The sequence below is a fragment of the Paraburkholderia sp. BL9I2N2 genome (assembly GCF_004339745.1).
Lineage (GTDB): Bacteria > Pseudomonadota > Gammaproteobacteria > Burkholderiales > Burkholderiaceae > Paraburkholderia.
This window is the reverse complement of record NZ_SMGP01000002.1, coordinates 465,517-480,988: the sequence shown is the minus strand read 5'-3', so window position 1 is coordinate 480,988 and position 15,472 is coordinate 465,517. Positions and strand designations below refer to the sequence as shown.

Here is a 15,472-nt window from a genome sequence, read left to right as displayed (position 1 = left end):
TGAAGCTCATGGCGCACTTTCGCCGCGCAAGCGCGGCCGGCGATATATTCGGAAAGATATAACGATGGGCGAAAGAGAGCGTTCATCTGCGGCTGTCGTTAATCAGTCGTTGGAGGAGGCGAGGGCGGGCTCGGCGACGCGCGCTTTGCGCCGCACGGCCACCCTGTCCGCAGGGCTTCGCGCGGTTCCGGCGCGCTTGCCTGCCGTCGGGTTCATGTCATTCGCGGCCCGTGCGTGCTGTTCGAGCACATGCCCGACGCACAGGCCCACGAAGGCCGCGTCGAGCCGTTCGAGTTCCGCGACCACCTTGCGCAAGGCAGCCAGGTCGTTGCTGAACGTATCGGAAAAAATCGCGTCGCGCAGTTGTTCGGCGCAGCGCGCTTCCTCGATCGCCGCTTTGAGGTCGCGCAGACGCGCGAACGCCGCGGCTCTCGCCCGCTCGGCGAGGATCGACAGCAACTGGTTCAGCGAATGCGAGCCGGACGTGCCGACCGAGGCGAAATTCAACCGGTCTTCGGTCAGCATCAGCACGAAGCGCTGCACGCTGCCGTAGAGACGCCGGTAGGCGTCGACGACATCGCGGATCGATTCGGCGCGGCCGCGCTCGGACGCCGACTTCACCGCGACGATGGTCGATGAAAGCTCGTTGGGCAGACGCTCGCGGCGTCTTGCCGGGGCGGATGAAATGGATCGACTGCGCACCGCTACTGGCTCCTGCTGGCTCGTTTCGCCTCGTCGCGCGGGGCTCTCAGAAGCGCTGAAAGACGCGCCGCCACGCACCACGAAGCCTACCGTGATATTCGGCAGGATATAACGAAAAGCGGCCGGCGTGTTGAACAGACGCCGTTTCCCGACCCGTCGGACAGGCTTCAAGCCGCCTTCAGACCGGTGTCACTTATGCCGTGCGAAGTCGAGAAACGCCTTGACGGCCGGGGCCCGCTCGTACTTCCGGAAGGCAATCGCGATCTCCGAAGGGATGGGCTGCCCGGTGATGTCGCGGTACACCACACCCGGCAAAGCGATGCAGTCCGCCAGCGTATGCGGCACGATGGCGACATAGCCGCCCAGCGACACGCAGGCCAGCACCGAGGCGAGCGTACCGGGGCGCGGTCCGAGCCGCGCGGAGAAGCGCCCGCGCCGCGCCACTTCGAAAGTGCCGGCTTCCTGCTCCGGCAGCACGAAGCACTGGTCGCGCAGTTGCGCCGGCTTGACGCTCGGCGAGGCCGCCAGCGCGGAATCGGTCGGCAATGCGAGGACGAATTGATCGCGATGCACGGTCGTGGCCTGAATGCCGTCGGCCAGCAGCATCGGCGGGCGCACGTAGGCGGCGTCGAGCAGGCCGTCGCGCAACATGGCGGCGACGTTGTCCATCGGCACCTCGCGGATCGAAATGTCGACGCCCGGATGCGCGCCGCGAAATCCACCGACATCGCGCTGCAACACGCCCGCATACGCCGCCGACGCCACATAGCCGACTTCGACGCGCCCGAGCTCGCCACGCTCGGCCAGCACCGCGCGCTCCTCGCCGCGCGCGAGGTGATCGAGCGCGACCAGCGCCTCGGCGAGATAGGCGCTGCCCGCCGCGCTCAGCGCGACCGAGCGCTTGGTGCGATGAAAGAGCCGCACGCCGAGCAGCCGTTCCGCCTCCTGGATCAGCTTGGTCAGCGACGGCGCGGCGATCCCCAATTCGTCGGCGGCGCGCGAGAAATGAAGCTGTTTCGCGACGCAAACGAAGGCATGGATATGACGGAGTTCGAGTTGCCGCATGGTTTTCTGTATTTCCGCCTGAGCTAATTATTTTGTGATTTTATGCCAATGACAGGAAATAGAGGCGTCGCTAACATTGAGTCGACCTCAACTCGCCGCCATTCGCCTTCCTATGCCGTCTCCTTCCTCAGACCACCGCCCGGCGCCGGCCAACCCCGCATTCGTGCTGGCCACCGCGTCGGCCACCTGCGCGCTGATCGTGCTGGACACCAATGTCGTGGCGGTCTCGTTGCCGTCGATCGCGCGCTCGTTCCACGCGAGTTTCGCCGACGTCGAATGGGTCGTCAGCGCGTACATGGTCGCGTTCGCGTCGTGCCTGCTGCCGGCGGGCGGTCTCGCCGACCGCGTCGGCCGCAAGAAAATGCTGCTGCTCGGGCTGGCGGTGTTCTTTCTGGCGTCGCTCGGTTGCGGCGTGGCGCCGACGGCTGCTGTGCTGAACATCGCGCGGGCGGTCAAGGGCGTCGGCGCGGCAATGCTGCTCACCGCCGCCCTCGCCATCATCGCGAACACGTTTCACGAAGGCCCCGCCCGCGTGCGCGCCTGGGCCGTGTGGGGCACCTGCATGGGCCTCGCGACCACGGTGGCGCCGCTGGTCGGCGGCGTCATCACGCAATGGTTCGGCTGGCGCTGGATCTTTCTGCTGAACCTGCCCGTGTGCGCGGTGCTCGCGTGGTGCGCGTCGCGTGCAATCGTCGAGTCGCGCAATCCGAAACCCGGTCCGCTCGATATCGCCGGCAGTCTATTGTTCGGCAGCGCGCTCGCGCTCGGCATCTGGGCGCTGATCGAAGTGCCGGCCGACGGCCTCGCAAGCTGGCCGACCGCCATGCGGCTCGCGGCCTGCGTGCTGTTGTTCGGCGCGTTCGTTCAGGTGCAGCGGGTGCGAGCGCATGCGATGGTCGATCTCGCGCTGTTCCGGCAACCGCGCTTTGTCGCCGCGGTGCTCGCCATGTTCGGGTACGCCGCCTGCGCCCAGGTGATGATGACGTTCCTGCCGTTGTATTTGCAGAACGCGTTCGGTCTGTCGGCGGTGGCCGCGGGCGTGGGCATGCTGCCGTTCGCGCTGTCGATGGTGATCGGCCCGTACATCGGCGCCGCGCTCGGCAGGCGTGTTTCGAGCATGGCCGTGCTGTCGATGGGCTTGCTGCTGATCGCCCTCGGCAACCTGTTGACGGCGTTGATCGCGAGCGACGAACGCTACGCACTGGTCGCGCTCGGCATGATCGTGACGGGTCTCGGCGCCGGGATTCTGAACGGCGACACGCAGAAGGCGATCATGGCCTGCGTGCCGCCGGATCGCACGGGCATGGCCTCCGGCATCAGCACGACGACGCGCTTTACCGCCATCGTGACCTCGGTCGGAGTACTCGGCGCGGTGCTCGCGGCGCGCACTCACACGGCATTCCTCGCCGCGGCGCCGCTGACGCCCGAGGTGAAAACCGCGCTCGACGCCGGCTTCATGTCGCGCGTGTTGGCCGGCGACACGGCGCAGGCCACGGCGAGCTTGCCGCCCGCCGTACGGGCCGCGCTGATGTCGGCCGCGCATGCGAGCTTTGCGAGCGGCTTTGCCGCGGCGCTGGGTCTGGCCGCTTTCATTGCGGTGTCGATCGCGGCCGGCGTCTGGCTGCTGGCCGGCAAAAGCGAGGCCGCGCGGATGCGTGGCGCGGCCTCGAACGGGTAGGCACGCCGCGTCGCCCGTTGGGCTCAGTTTTCCGATATCGTGTGCGGCGTGCCCGCCATCGAATGGTCGCCGGGCGCCTTTTCCGGATCGACTTCAAACACGGGCATCGCACGATATCAAAACAATGAGCCATCCCAACACCAACACCGAACTGATCCAGCGTTTCTACACGGCGTTTCAGCAACGCGACGCCGAAACCATGGTGGCCTGTTACGCGGACGACGTCGTCTTCAGCGACCCCGCGTTCGGCGAGTTGCGCGGCGAGGAAGCGCGCGACATGTGGCGCATGCTGGTGGCCCGCGCACAGGACTTCTCGCTGACGTTCGAGGGCGTCGAAGCGGACGAGCGCAGCGGCCGCGCCCACTGGGTGGCCAGTTATCTCTTCAGCCAGACAGGGCGCGCGGTGGTCAACCACATCGACGCCCGTTTCGTGTTCCGCGACGGCCGCATCGTCGAACATCGCGACAGCTTCGACTTGTGGAGCTGGACGCGCCAGGCGCTCGGCCTCAAAGGGACGCTGCTCGGCTGGTCGCCGCTCGTGCAGCGCGCCATTCGGACGCAGGCAAGAAAGGGCCTCGACCTGTACCGGCACCGGCAGCAGCGCGGTTGATCTGCGGCTTAGCATCAGGCCTAGCCACGCCCGCTTGCTATTATTCAGCCACGTGATGCTGAATTTGTTCAAGCGGACGAATGAGGAATGCTATGCCAGTAGTGGATGCCGCATGGGAAGAGTGGCTGAGCAGCAACGTGGCGCGCGGCTGCAGTCCCGATTCGATGGTCGACGCCATGGTGCAGGCCGGTTTCGCCACCGACGCCGCGCGCGCGGCCGTGCACAAAACCTTCAGCCAGGATCCGGCGAATCCGGCGAATCCGGCCTTTGCCGCGGCGGCCGCGACCGAGGCGGCGCTCGCCAAAGCCGCGCCACAGACTTACCAATACGACGACCCGCCCGTCGCGCGCGGCAATGTGATCCGCGCGCACGATCGTGACGTGCGTGTGCTGATGCGCTGCGAGCGGCCGCAAGTGATCGTATTCGGCGACGTGTTGTCGCCGGACGAATGCGCCGAGATGATCGAGCGCTCGCGGCATCGGTTAAAGCGCTCCACCACGGTCAATCCCGATACTGGCAAGGAAGACGTGATCCGCAATCGCACCAGCGAGGGGATCTGGTATCAGCGCGGCGAAGACGCGTTCATCGAACGGATGGACCGGCGCATTGCGAGTCTTATGAACTGGCCGGTCGAGAACGGCGAAGGGCTGCAGATTCTGCACTACGGCACGACCGGCGAATACCGCCCGCATTTCGACTATTTCCCGCCCGATCAACCCGGCAGCGCGGTGCATACCGCGCAGGGCGGCCAGCGTGTCGCCACGCTGGTGATCTATCTGAACGACGTGTCCGACGGCGGCGAAACCATCTTTCCCGAAGCGGGCATGTCGGTCGCGGCAAGGCAGGGCGGCGCGGTGTATTTCCGCTATATGAACGGCCAGCGTCAACTCGATCCGTTGACCTTGCATGGCGGCGCGCCGGTGCTCGGCGGGGATAAATGGATCATGACGAAGTGGATGCGCGAACGCGCTTACGGCTGACGCAAACCGAACCCAGATTCTATTCAGCCGGCTGGCCGGCGGTCGTGTTGCCCGGCGCGCCGGCGAACAGTTGCTTCAACGCGCCGCGGCCGCTTGCGTAGCCCATGCGCATGATCATCAGGCCGATCGCCGCGCCGGCGATGTGATCGAGCATCGGCATGCCGGCCAGACTGCCGGCGAGTCCCAACGTCGCCACCAGCGCCGACACCGCGTCGACGCGCGCATGCCATGCGCTGGCCAGCAAAATCGCTGAACCCGTGCGCGCGCCTTCGGCGCGCATATAGCGAAATAGAGCTTCTTTGGCGAGCATCACGAAGCCGCTCACGGCCAGCGCGCCGATATGCATCGCGGTGCCGCCGCTCAGCGTCGAGGTCTGCGCGATGCTGGTCCAGAGCATGTCGGCGGCGGTAATCATCAATACGGCGGCGATGAACAGCGCGGCCAGCGCCTGCTCGATGCCGGTGTCGGCGCTTTGGCCAGCATCGCGCAGCTTCGTACGCTGGTGTCGCGTAGTGAGGTACAGCACGATCAGCACGACGCCGTCGGCGGCGAGGTCGCTCAAGGTGTGCACGCCGTCGGCAAAGAGTCCGTCCGAATGCGCCATGAGGCCGATGGCGATCTGCATCGCCGAAAGGAAGGCGTTGAGCAGCGCGCTGGCGGAGGCGGCCTTAAACAAGGCGGCCGCCATTGACGGAATCACTGCGGGACTCGCGCGCGAAATGCTGTGCCATGGGCTAGGGACGGTTTTTGCTGTTTTTGCGGTTTGTGTTCCCGCAGCAAATTAACCGTCCAACGTGGCACGCCGATGACAACGCCGCGAGGTTCGCGCCGCGCGCCGCGCTCAGGCCGTCTTGTAGACGTCCGGGTTGTGCAGCTCCATGTAACGCTCCGGCGTCGCGAGTCCGGTGAAGCCGTGCGGCTCGTACACGCGATGCGCGTCTGTCGTCACCAGCACGATTCTTCGCAGACCCTGCAGCGAGGGGCTGGCGAAAACGTGCTTCATCAACGCCGACGCATGTCCCCGGCCGCGATAGTCCGGCAGCACGAATACGTCGCATAGGTACGCGAAGGTCGCCTCGTCCGTGATCAGGCGCGCGAACGCGATCTGCCTGCCATCGATATAGCCGCCGAAACACATCGAGCCCGCGACGGCCCGCTCGAACGTCTCGCGCGGCATGCCCTTGGCCCACGGAGTTACTTGCGACAGGAACGTGTAGACCATCTCGATGTCGAGATCGGCCTTGTCGTTTGAAATAGTCAGTTCTTGTGCTTGCACCGCGTATCTCCGCCCGTTTTATCAGAGTGCTTCGCCGTCAACCCTTCGCCGGATCTTCGCTGCCGCGCGAACCGCCGCCGATGCTCTGGCCGGCATCGCGTGCAAGACCCATGTAGCCGATCACGGATGCCAGCGTCACCACGCCCGCGAACAGAAACGCGAGGCGGAAATCGTCGAGCGTGAAGACGCGGCCCGTGCTCTCGCCGTTGAAGAAGGCCGCCGCCCGCAGCGACACTGCGCCGAAGGCGATGCCGAGACCAATCGTCATCTGCGCGGCCGCGCTCCACAGCGTGCTCGCCGCGCTCATCTGCGGTTGCGCGACGTCGGCATAGGCTAGCGTGGCGAGCGTCGAGAATTGCATCGAACGCGCCACGCCGTAGATGAACACGACGAACAGCACCAGCGCGAGCGGCACGTTCGGGCTCAGCAATCCGCACGCGATGATGAACACGCCGGCCACCGTCACATCGACGATCGACACCATGCGAAAACCGTAACGCTGCAGGATGCGCGTGGTCAGCGCTTTCATGCCGAGGTTGCCGAGTGCGCTTGCGAGCAGCAGCAGCCCTGACTTGAACGCCGACAAGCCGAAGCCCACCTGGAACAGCAGCGGCATCAGATAAGGCACCGCGCCGATGCCGATGCGCGTGAACGAGCCCGTCACCACCGTCACGGAGAAGGTCGGAATCTTCAGCGTCGAGACGTCGACGAGCGGATGCGGATGACGCTTCGCGTGCTGGAACGCCACCACGCCCATCAGCAAGCCGCCGAGGATGATCGCGCCGGCTATCCACGGATTCTCGCCCGGCTGGCTCGCCAACTCCGCGCCGTAGAGAATCGCCGTCAAGGTCGTGCCGCTCAGCAGCAGGCCGACCACGTCGAGCGGCTTGCGTTCGGTGCCGCGCAGGTTCGGCACCAGCGCGAGCGCAACGGCCATGGCCGCGAGGCCGAACGGCACGTTGAGCAGGAAGATCCAGCGCCACGACGCGTAGGTCGTGATGAAACCGCCGATCGGCGGCCCGACCACCGGCGCGGCAATCGCCGGCCACGTGATGGTCGAGATCGCCTGCATCATGCGGCTTTTTTCGGTGCTGCGGACCACGATCAGCCGTCCCACCGGCACCATCATCGCGCCGCCCATGCCTTGCAAAAGACGAGCAGCGGTGAACTCGGTGACGTTCTGCGACAGGCCGCACAACACGGAAGCCACGGTGAACACGCCGATCGCGCTGAAGAACACCGTGCGCGAGCCGCAGCGGTCGGCGACCCAGCCGCTGGCCGGGATGAAGATCGCCAGCGCCAGCATGTAGGCCGTCATGCCGAGACTGAGGCTGTTGGGACCGACGCCGAACGAGCGCGCCATCTGCGGCAACGCGGTGGCGATCACCGTGGTGTCGAGGTACTCCATGAAGAAGGTGGCCGCGACGATATACGGCAGCCAGCCGATGTGCGCGTTGCGTGCGTCGCTGCCGCTCATTGCGCTGCTCCCGCCGCGCTGCCTGCAGTGTCGTGCGAACGCGTATCAGCGCCGATGCGGTGCCGGCGCTTTGCGCGCGATGGTTTGGCCTTCATGTTCTTGCGACTACCTTTTGAAAACGTGTTTCCGGTATCCGGACGAGGCGGACGAGCGACAGGATCGCGCCGCAGTTGACGCGCCGGCGAAGCCATCAAAAATGGCACCCCAGCAGTCGCAAACGACTGCTAGCCCTGAATCCTAACGCAATAAACGGCGCCATACCGCTGACGACCGCAGGCGGAAGCGGCGTGCCCGCAAGCGGGAGCGCCCATCCCCCCATCTACCGGAAATACTGTTTTCTCTATACCGCTCAGTCTTTCGCGGCGTACTCGCGATCGAGCTTGTCGTACAACGGCTTGTTGACGAGCCGCTGGCGTTCGCTGAACGGCGCGACCAGCGTGGCGTCCTCGTCGAGCCGGCCATTGCTCTTCAGCGTGCCGAGCGCGCGTTGCATGCCGAGCACCGCGCCTTGCAGCGCCGCGTTCGCGTACAGGACGATGCCGTAGCCGAGCTTGGCTAACGCCTCGCGCGATTGCACGGGGGTCTTGCCGCCGATCACGATATTGATCAGTTGCGGCTTGTCGAACAGCGCCGGCAAACGTTCGATGTCGGCGAGCGATTCGGTCGCTTCGATAAAGAGAATGTCGGCGCCGGCTTCGATGAAGCGATGGCCGCGCTCGATCGCGTCCTCGATGCCGTGCACCGCGGCCGCGTCGGTGCGCGCCATGATCTGCAGATTGCCGTCTTCGCGGGCATCGACGGCCGCGCGGATCTTGCCGACCATCTCGCTCGCACTGACCACTTCCTTGCCGGAGAAGTGGCCGCATTTCTTCGGCATGATCTGGTCTTCGAACTGGATCACGTCGGCACCGCTGCGCTCGAGCACGCGCACCGTCTGGCGCACGTTCAGCGCATTGCCGAAGCCGGTGTCGGCGTCGACGATCAGCGGCAGCGCGACCGCGTCGCGAATCCGCGCCGTGTGTTCGGCGACTTCGGCGAGACCGATGAAGCCGAGGTCGGGCAGGCCGAGCGACATATTGGTGACGCCGGCGCCCGTGATGTAGATCGCCTCGAAACCGGCATCTTCGATTACGCGGGCGCTCATCGCATTGAAAGCGCCGGGCACGAGCAGGCCCTGGCGTTGGTTGACTTTGGCGCGGAAGGCGGCGCGGCGGGTGGCGGATGTGGTCATGACGGTGTGTCTCCTTTCAGGAAGTCGGATAAATGGCGCGAACGAAAAATCGCAGGAAGCGTGCCATTTCGCGGCCTTGGTGGTTTGTCCCAAACAATCAATAAGTTAGCTGGAAGGCGGCGGCGCGGCGGTCTGTGGCACAATGAACGTACTGTTCCATGAAACGTTCCATGGAACGTTTCAACATAGACCGAGTGCCGCGATGTCCGCTTTCACGCCGTCCCTTGCGAATTCCGATCCGGGCCGCCCAGGCATTGCATGGGTGAGTATCAGCCGGTTGCAGTCGCTTTGCGAGACCGTCGCGCCGCGCTACGCCGGGCGCGCAAAATTCTTCTCGGTCCGGGAAGGCTACAGCGCGGCCGTCACGGCCTTGCAGGCCTACGTGGACGCAGGCTCGGTCGATGTCGTGCTGGCCGCCGGATCGAACGGCGCCTACCTGCGCGACAACCTGAACGTGCCGGTCGTGATGGTCAAGGTGAACGGTTTCGACGTGCTGAGCGCGATCACCCGCGCCACGACCACGTGGCCGAACGCGCAGATCGGCCTCGTGCTGCACGAAACGATATCGCACGAACTGGCCGACCTGAGCGCGTGGCTGAAAGTCAGCCTGAAACAGCGCGCCTACCGTTCGATCGACGAAGTGCGGCTCGCCGTCGACAGCCTCGCCGCAGAAGGCTGCAGCGTCATCATCGGGCCCGGCATGGCTTGCGAATTCGCCCAGCAGGCCGGCCTCGCGAGCGTTTTCCTGTACTCGCTCGGGGCGGTCGAAGAAGCGTTCGAGCGCTCGGTCGAACTGGCGCGCGTGAGCCGCCAGAAGGAATCGAAGCGCGTTCGCCTGAACACGATCGTGGCGCATCTGCGCGACGGCGTCGCCGCTTTCGACGATGCCGGCCAGGTCGAAGCCGTCAATCCGGCCATGCTCGAACTGCTGGGTCTCGACCGCGACCAGGACGTGCCGGCGCAAGTCGAACGCGCCGTCGGGCCGCTCTTGCGCGAAACGCTCGAGCACGACCTGCCGATCGAGGAGCGTATCGAGCAGATCGGCGGACGCGCGCTGATCGTCAATTGCGTGCCGATCGTGGAGCAGGGCGTGCGCTCCGGCTCCGTGGTGACCTTGCAGGACGCACTGGTCGCGCAGCGGATCGACCGGTCGCTGCGCACCAGCCAGCGGCCGAAGCATCTGGTCGCGCGGCATCAACTGGACGATCTGATCGGCAACTCGGCGGCGCTCGAGCGCGTGCGGCGGCTGGCGCGCGCAGGCGCGGCGCACGACGCGACCGTGCTCCTGAGCGGCGAAAGCGGAACCGGCAAGGAGCTGGTCGCGCAAGGCATCCACAACGCCAGCCGGCGGCGCGGCAATCCGTTCGTAGCGTTCAACTGCGCGGCCCTGCCGGAAGGGCTGATCGAGAGCGAACTGTTCGGCCACGAGGAAGGCGCGTTCACGGGCGCGCGGCGCGGCGGCAAGCCGGGGCTGTTCGAAATCGCCCACACGGGGACGATCTTCCTCGATGAAATCGGCGAGATGCCGGCGGCGCTGCAGAGCCGTCTGCTGCGGGTCCTGCAGGAGCGCGAGGTGATGAAGCTCGGCTCGGGACGCGCCACGCCGGTCGACGTGCGGGTGATCGCCGCCACTCATCGAGATCTGCACGCGCTCGTCGAGCAGGGCGCGTTTCGCGCGGATTTGTATTTTCGTCTGAACCTGCTTCAGATAGAATTGCCGCCGTTGCGCGAACGGCGCGACGATGTTCCGCAACTGGCGCGGCACTTGTTGAGCCGCAGCGCGCTTCAATATGGGTTGTTGGAGGCCGCGCTCGAGCGGGTGCTGGCGTTTCTCGCGCCCCTGTTCGAGCAGTACGCGTGGCCCGGCAACGTGCGGGAGCTGGAAAATCTGCTGACGCGCGCCGCGATCTATCTCGGCGACGCAGCGGGCGTTGCCGGTCAGGATTGGCAGGCGGTGTTTCCGGAATTTGGGCGCATGAGGCAGGCGGCGGCCTTTATGGCGAGCGCTAACGGCACCATTGGCACAAAAAACGGTACAAACGGCGCGAATGCCGCCGCAGACCCCGCGCCAAACCGCAGCAGCCCGACCCGCGAGGACGTTCTCCACGCCCTCGAACAGGCCGGCGGCAACCGCGCCGCGGCCAGCCGGGCGCTGGGAATCGGCCGCACTACCCTCTGGCGGCTTCTGAAGGACTGATCCATGGCGTGATAGGCAGCCGTAGCGAGATAAATAGCGTCAGACTATCGCTACCATTAAAACACACCGCTTTACCTATTAAGCGTCGTCTGACATACTGACTCCACTTTCCAACCACTTCGAAAGAGGACTCAGTAAATGCCGATCATCAACAGTCAAGTCAAACCGTTTAAGGCACAGGCTTATCACAATGGCGATTTTCAGACCGTCACCGAAGAAAGCCTGAAGGGCAAGTGGTCGGTTTTCGTTTTCTACCCGGCTGACTTCACCTTCGTGTGCCCGACCGAACTGGGCGACCTGGCCGATCGTTACGCCGAATTCAAGAAGCTCGGCGTCGAAATCTACAGCGTGTCGACCGATACGCACTTCACGCACAAGGCATGGCACGACACGTCGGACACGATCCAGAAGATCAAGTACCCGATGCTCGCTGACCCGACGCTGGCAATCTCGCGCAACTTCGACGTGCTGATCGAAGAAGAAGGTCTGGCACTGCGCGGCACGTTCGTGATCAACCCGGAAGGCGAAATCAAGCTGGCCGAAATTCACGACAACGGCATCGGCCGTGACGCCGGCGAACTGCTGCGCAAGGTGCAAGCTGCGCAATACATCGCGGCTCACCCGGGTGAAGTGTGCCCCGCCAAGTGGACGCCGGGCGCAGAAACGCTGACCCCGTCGCTCGACCTGATCGGCAAAATCTAAGGTCTCACCACCTTGCGCAGTTAGCGCCTCGCGGCGCATCACCGTGCGGACCGCTTCTTACAGTGGTTCGCACGTCCCCGGGCCGCACCTATCCTACCCGGAAGCGTGCGGCGCCGGGAACCCAACACCCATCGTCACGGAATCGAATAGCCATGCTTGATGCCAATCTCAAGACTCAGTTGAAAACGTACCTCGAAAAGGTTAGCAGGCCTATCGAGATCGTCGCGTCGCTCGACGACAGCGCGAAATCGCAAGAGCTGCTGGCATTGCTGAACGATATCGCGACGTTGTCGGAGCGCGTCAACGTGATCGAGCGTCGTGGCGACGCCGAGCGCAAGCCGTCGTTTTCGATCGGCGAGCCGGGCAAGGATACGGGCATCCGTTTCGCCGGCATTCCGATGGGTCATGAATTCACGTCGCTCGTGCTTGCGCTGTTGCAGGTCGGCGGCCATCCGGTCAAGCTCGAAGACGCCGTGATCGAACAGATCCGCAACCTCGACGGCGACTATCAATTCGAAACGTATTTTTCGCTGTCATGCCAGAACTGCCCGGAAGTCGTCCAGGCACTGAACGTGATGGCGCTGATCAACCCGCGCATCCGCCACGTGGCGATCGACGGCGCGCTGTTCCAGAACGAAGTCGAAGCGCGCCAGATCATGGCGGTACCGACCATGTTCATGAACGGCGAAGTGTTCGGCCAGGGCCGCAGCGGCGTGAAGGAAATCCTTGCGAAGCTCGATACCAACGCCGGTGCGCGTGCCGCAAAGGAACTGGAAAAGAAGCCGGTGTTCGATACGCTGATCGTCGGTGGCGGTCCTGCGGGCGCGGCTGCGGCGATTTACTCGGCGCGCAAGGGTATTGCGACGGGCGTGGTGGCGGAACGCTTCGGCGGCCAGGTGTTGGACACGCTGGCCATCGAGAACTTCGTCTCCGTGACGGAAACCGAAGGGCCGAAGTTCGCCACGGCTCTCGAGCAGCATGTGAAGAGCTACGAAGTCGACATCATGGACGTGCAGCGTGCCGAAGCGCTGATCCCGGGCCGCATCAACGAAGTGCGTCTGGCAAACGGCGCGGTGCTCAAGGCCAGGACCATCATTCTGGCGACGGGCGCGCGTTGGCGCGAAATCAACGTGCCGGGCGAGCGCGAGTACCGCAATCATGGTGTGGCTTACTGCCCGCACTGCGATGGTCCGCTGTTCAAGGGCAAGCGTGTCGCGGTGATCGGCGGCGGCAATTCCGGCGTCGAAGCGGCGATCGACCTCGCGGGTATCGTGCGTGAAGTGACGCTGTTCGAGTTTGGCGCCACGCTGCGTGCTGACGAAGTGCTGCAACGCAAGCTGCGCAGCCTCGCGAACGTGACCGTCGTCACGCAGGCCCAGACCACGGAAATCACCGGCGACGGCAAGAAGGTCAACGGTCTGGTCTACAAAGATCTGCGTTCGGGCGAAGTGAAGCAGATTGAACTGGAAGGCGTGTTCGTGCAGATCGGCCTCGTGCCGAACACCGAATGGCTCAAGGGCACGGTCGAGTTGTCGAAGCACGGCGAGATCGTCGTAGATGCACGCGGTGCGACGTCGGTGCCGGGCGTGTTCGCCGCCGGCGACGTGACCACGGTGCCGTTCAAGCAGATCGTGATCGCCGTGGGCGAAGGCGCGAAGGCATCGCTCTCCGCGTTCGATCATCTGATCCGTAATAGTGAAGAAGTGGAAGTGGTTGGAGAAGCTGAAGCTGAGGTAGTGGCCTGATGCGGTTGTGTGAGTAGTGGACGGCGGCCTTTTGGGCCGCCGTTTTTGTTTGTGGTTTATGGATCGTGGGCACGCATGCGATGACTTGGCACGACTACCAGGGCTTCGCGCTCTCGCTCTCACTCCACGCGGCAATTGGCGTGTCGATCGACACGGCGCACGAACTCGGCCACAAGACCGATCGCTTCGAGCGATGGCTCGCCAGGATCACGCTGGCGCCGGTCGCTTACGGCCATTTTTTCGTCGAGCACAATCGTGGGCGTTACGTGCGGGTGGCGACGCCATCCGATCCGGCCAGTGCGCGCTATGGCGAATCGTTCTGGGCGTTTCTGCCGCGCACTACCGTGGCGACATGGCGCAGTCGAATATCCACCGGGCGATTCGCAAGCGCGTTCGCGCGCTAGCATGAACCGCGCAACACGAGAAAAAAGCCGCGCGGCGTCAACCGGGCGGCTTTCTTTCTGGCGTGCCGTGCAAGACAGCAGATTCACCGCCGGTCGATCGAATACTTCCCGGCGCCCGTCACACACAACAGCAATAATCCGCCGATGATGCTGATGTTCTTGTAGAAGTGAATCATATTGTCGTACTGCACCGCGCCGGTCATGTTCCAGTAATGGTGGCCGATGAACGCGGCGCCGAGCGTATAAACCGCGAGCAGCAGGGCAAGCGGCCGCGTATGGAAACCGACCAGCAGCGCGATGCCCACGATAAACTCCATCACCACGGCGATCACCGCCGACAACTCGGGCACCGGCGCACCGCTCGACGTCATATAAGCCACGGTTCCGGAAAAGCCGGCGAGCTTCGACCAGCCGAACATGACGAACAGCACCATCAACAGGATGCGGGCGACGAGTATGACCGCGTCTTTCTGATTTTCAAACAGCGTATAGCGCATGATTTTTTCTCAACAGGGTAGGAAGAGGGCGGCTCGCCGGAATGTCTCCGGCGAGCCCGCACTGGGCTCATTCAGACGCTTAAGCCCACAACTCCGACATTTCGATGTCGCGCAAGTCGAACACCAGGACTTCCGCGTCGTGGCCTTGCGTGAAGGTCAGCGCTTCTTCGCCGCGCACACGCGCGCCGTCGCCTACCTTGAACTCGACGCCGTTCACGCTCACGCTGCCACGCGCCACGTGGACATACGCATAGCGATTGCTGGCCAGTTCGAGCCGCGCCGTTTCATCGCCGTCGAAGAGACCGGCATAGACCCGCGCGTCTTGCTGCACCACCAGCGAATCGTCTGCGCCGTCCGGCGAGATCACGAGGCGCAACACACCGCGCTTCTGATCCGCGCCGAAGTGACGCTGCTGATAACGCGGCGCCGTACCCTTTTGCCCCGGCGCGATCCAGATTTGCAGGAAGTGCACCGGGTCGCTCTTCGAATGGTTGTATTCGCTGTGCGCGACGCCGGTTCCCGCGCTCATCAACTGGATGTCGCCAGGCACGATCACCGAACCGGTGCCCATCGTGTCCTTGTGCTCCAGCGCGCCTTCCAGCACGTACGAAAAGATTTCCATGTCGCGGTGCGGATGCTTGCCGAAACCTTGCGCCGGCGCGACACGGTCGTCATTGATCACGAGCAGGTCGGAAAAGCCATTCTGCTTCGGATCGTGATAGTTAGCGAAGGAAAACGTATGACGCGAGCTGAGCCAGCCGTGCTCCGCGCGGCCGCGTTGATTGGCATGTCTGATTTCAAGCATCTTTTTTCTCCTTGGGTTGTGCGATCCGGCCAGATGTTTGTCCGCGATCCATGAATGAGAGTGTAGGTCAATCCGGATGGGTATAATCGCCATCAAACCGGAA

14 protein-coding genes and 1 pseudogene are annotated in these 15,472 nt (G+C 64.3%); 7 read left to right on the top strand and 8 right to left on the bottom strand.

All coding sequences use genetic code 11. The features are described from left to right. Positions 1–102 precede the first annotated feature (102 nt). Both B0G74_RS24070 and B0G74_RS24065 read right to left on the bottom strand, forming a co-directional pair. Positions 103–702, bottom strand: a complete 600-nt coding sequence (locus B0G74_RS24070) for a hypothetical protein (protein ID WP_132377369.1) — start codon at positions 700–702, stop codon at positions 103–105. Between the two features lie 189 nt (positions 703–891). Continuing rightward, positions 892–1,767, bottom strand: coding sequence for a LysR family transcriptional regulator (locus tag B0G74_RS24065; protein ID WP_132377368.1), 876 nt, complete (start codon positions 1,765–1,767; stop codon positions 892–894). Between the two features lie 112 nt (positions 1,768–1,879). Here B0G74_RS24065 and B0G74_RS24060 point away from each other — a divergent pair, with 112 nt between their 5' ends. The 3 genes from B0G74_RS24060 (at position 1,880) to B0G74_RS24050 (ending at position 5,035) form a co-directional block, all read left to right on the top strand. Next, complete coding sequence (locus B0G74_RS24060; protein ID WP_132377367.1) at positions 1,880–3,445, top strand: MFS transporter; 1,566 nt, start codon at positions 1,880–1,882, stop codon at positions 3,443–3,445. A 124-nt stretch (positions 3,446–3,569) separates the two neighbouring features. Further along, positions 3,570–4,055 carry a nuclear transport factor 2 family protein gene (locus tag B0G74_RS24055; protein WP_132377366.1) on the top strand — a complete coding sequence of 162 codons (486 nt, stop codon included), beginning with the start codon at positions 3,570–3,572 and terminating at the stop codon, positions 4,053–4,055. Between the two features lie 92 nt (positions 4,056–4,147). Beyond that, positions 4,148–5,035 carry a 2OG-Fe(II) oxygenase gene (locus B0G74_RS24050; RefSeq protein WP_132377365.1) on the top strand — a complete coding sequence of 296 codons (888 nt, stop codon included), beginning with the start codon at positions 4,148–4,150 and terminating at the stop codon, positions 5,033–5,035. Between the two features lie 19 nt (positions 5,036–5,054). Here B0G74_RS24050 and B0G74_RS24045 read toward each other — a convergent pair whose 3' ends face one another. The 4 genes from B0G74_RS24045 to B0G74_RS24030 all read right to left on the bottom strand — a co-directional run bounded on the left by B0G74_RS24045 (position 5,055) and on the right by B0G74_RS24030 (position 9,019). After that, positions 5,055–5,711: a cation diffusion facilitator family transporter gene (locus B0G74_RS24045; RefSeq protein ID WP_132377364.1), complete on the bottom strand. Its 657-nt coding sequence runs from the start codon at positions 5,709–5,711 to the stop codon at positions 5,055–5,057. A gap of 165 nt (positions 5,712–5,876) precedes the next feature. Then, positions 5,877–6,311, bottom strand: a complete 435-nt coding sequence (locus B0G74_RS24040; protein WP_132377363.1) for a GNAT family N-acetyltransferase — start codon at positions 6,309–6,311, stop codon at positions 5,877–5,879. Between the two features lie 37 nt (positions 6,312–6,348). Then, positions 6,349–7,788, bottom strand: coding sequence for an MFS transporter (locus B0G74_RS24035; RefSeq protein WP_132377362.1), 1,440 nt, complete (start codon positions 7,786–7,788; stop codon positions 6,349–6,351). Between the two features lie 349 nt (positions 7,789–8,137). After that, positions 8,138–9,019, bottom strand: coding sequence for an oxaloacetate decarboxylase (locus B0G74_RS24030; RefSeq protein ID WP_132377361.1), 882 nt, complete (start codon positions 9,017–9,019; stop codon positions 8,138–8,140). A 202-nt stretch (positions 9,020–9,221) separates the two neighbouring features. On the opposite strand from B0G74_RS24030, the gene prpR reads away from it, so the two are divergent. From prpR to B0G74_RS24010, 4 genes and pseudogenes are all read left to right on the top strand, one after another. Then, positions 9,222–11,216: a propionate catabolism operon regulatory protein PrpR gene (gene prpR, locus B0G74_RS24025; protein ID WP_132379326.1), complete on the top strand. Its 1,995-nt coding sequence runs from the start codon at positions 9,222–9,224 to the stop codon at positions 11,214–11,216. Positions 11,217–11,354: 138 nt separating this feature from the next. Further along, entirely contained in the window at positions 11,355–11,918 is a 564-nt protein-coding gene (ahpC, locus tag B0G74_RS24020; RefSeq protein ID WP_063499251.1) for an alkyl hydroperoxide reductase subunit C, read from the top strand. Between the two features lie 152 nt (positions 11,919–12,070). Then, positions 12,071–13,663 carry an alkyl hydroperoxide reductase subunit F gene (gene ahpF / locus B0G74_RS24015; RefSeq protein ID WP_132377360.1) on the top strand — a complete coding sequence of 531 codons (1,593 nt, stop codon included), beginning with the start codon at positions 12,071–12,073 and terminating at the stop codon, positions 13,661–13,663. Positions 13,664–13,695: 32 nt separating this feature from the next. After that, a pseudogene (locus B0G74_RS24010) lies at positions 13,696–14,004 on the top strand (alkane 1-monooxygenase); the annotation flags it as partial. Positions 14,005–14,150: 146 nt separating this feature from the next. Here the strand turns inward: B0G74_RS24010 and B0G74_RS24005 are convergent. Both B0G74_RS24005 and B0G74_RS24000 read right to left on the bottom strand, forming a co-directional pair. After that, complete coding sequence (locus tag B0G74_RS24005; RefSeq protein WP_132377359.1) at positions 14,151–14,564, bottom strand: DoxX family protein; 414 nt, start codon at positions 14,562–14,564, stop codon at positions 14,151–14,153. A 79-nt stretch (positions 14,565–14,643) separates the two neighbouring features. Continuing rightward, on the bottom strand, positions 14,644–15,369 hold the full coding sequence (locus B0G74_RS24000; protein WP_132377358.1) for a pirin family protein: 726 nt from the start codon (positions 15,367–15,369) through the stop codon (positions 14,644–14,646). Positions 15,370–15,472: the final 103 nt, after the last annotated feature.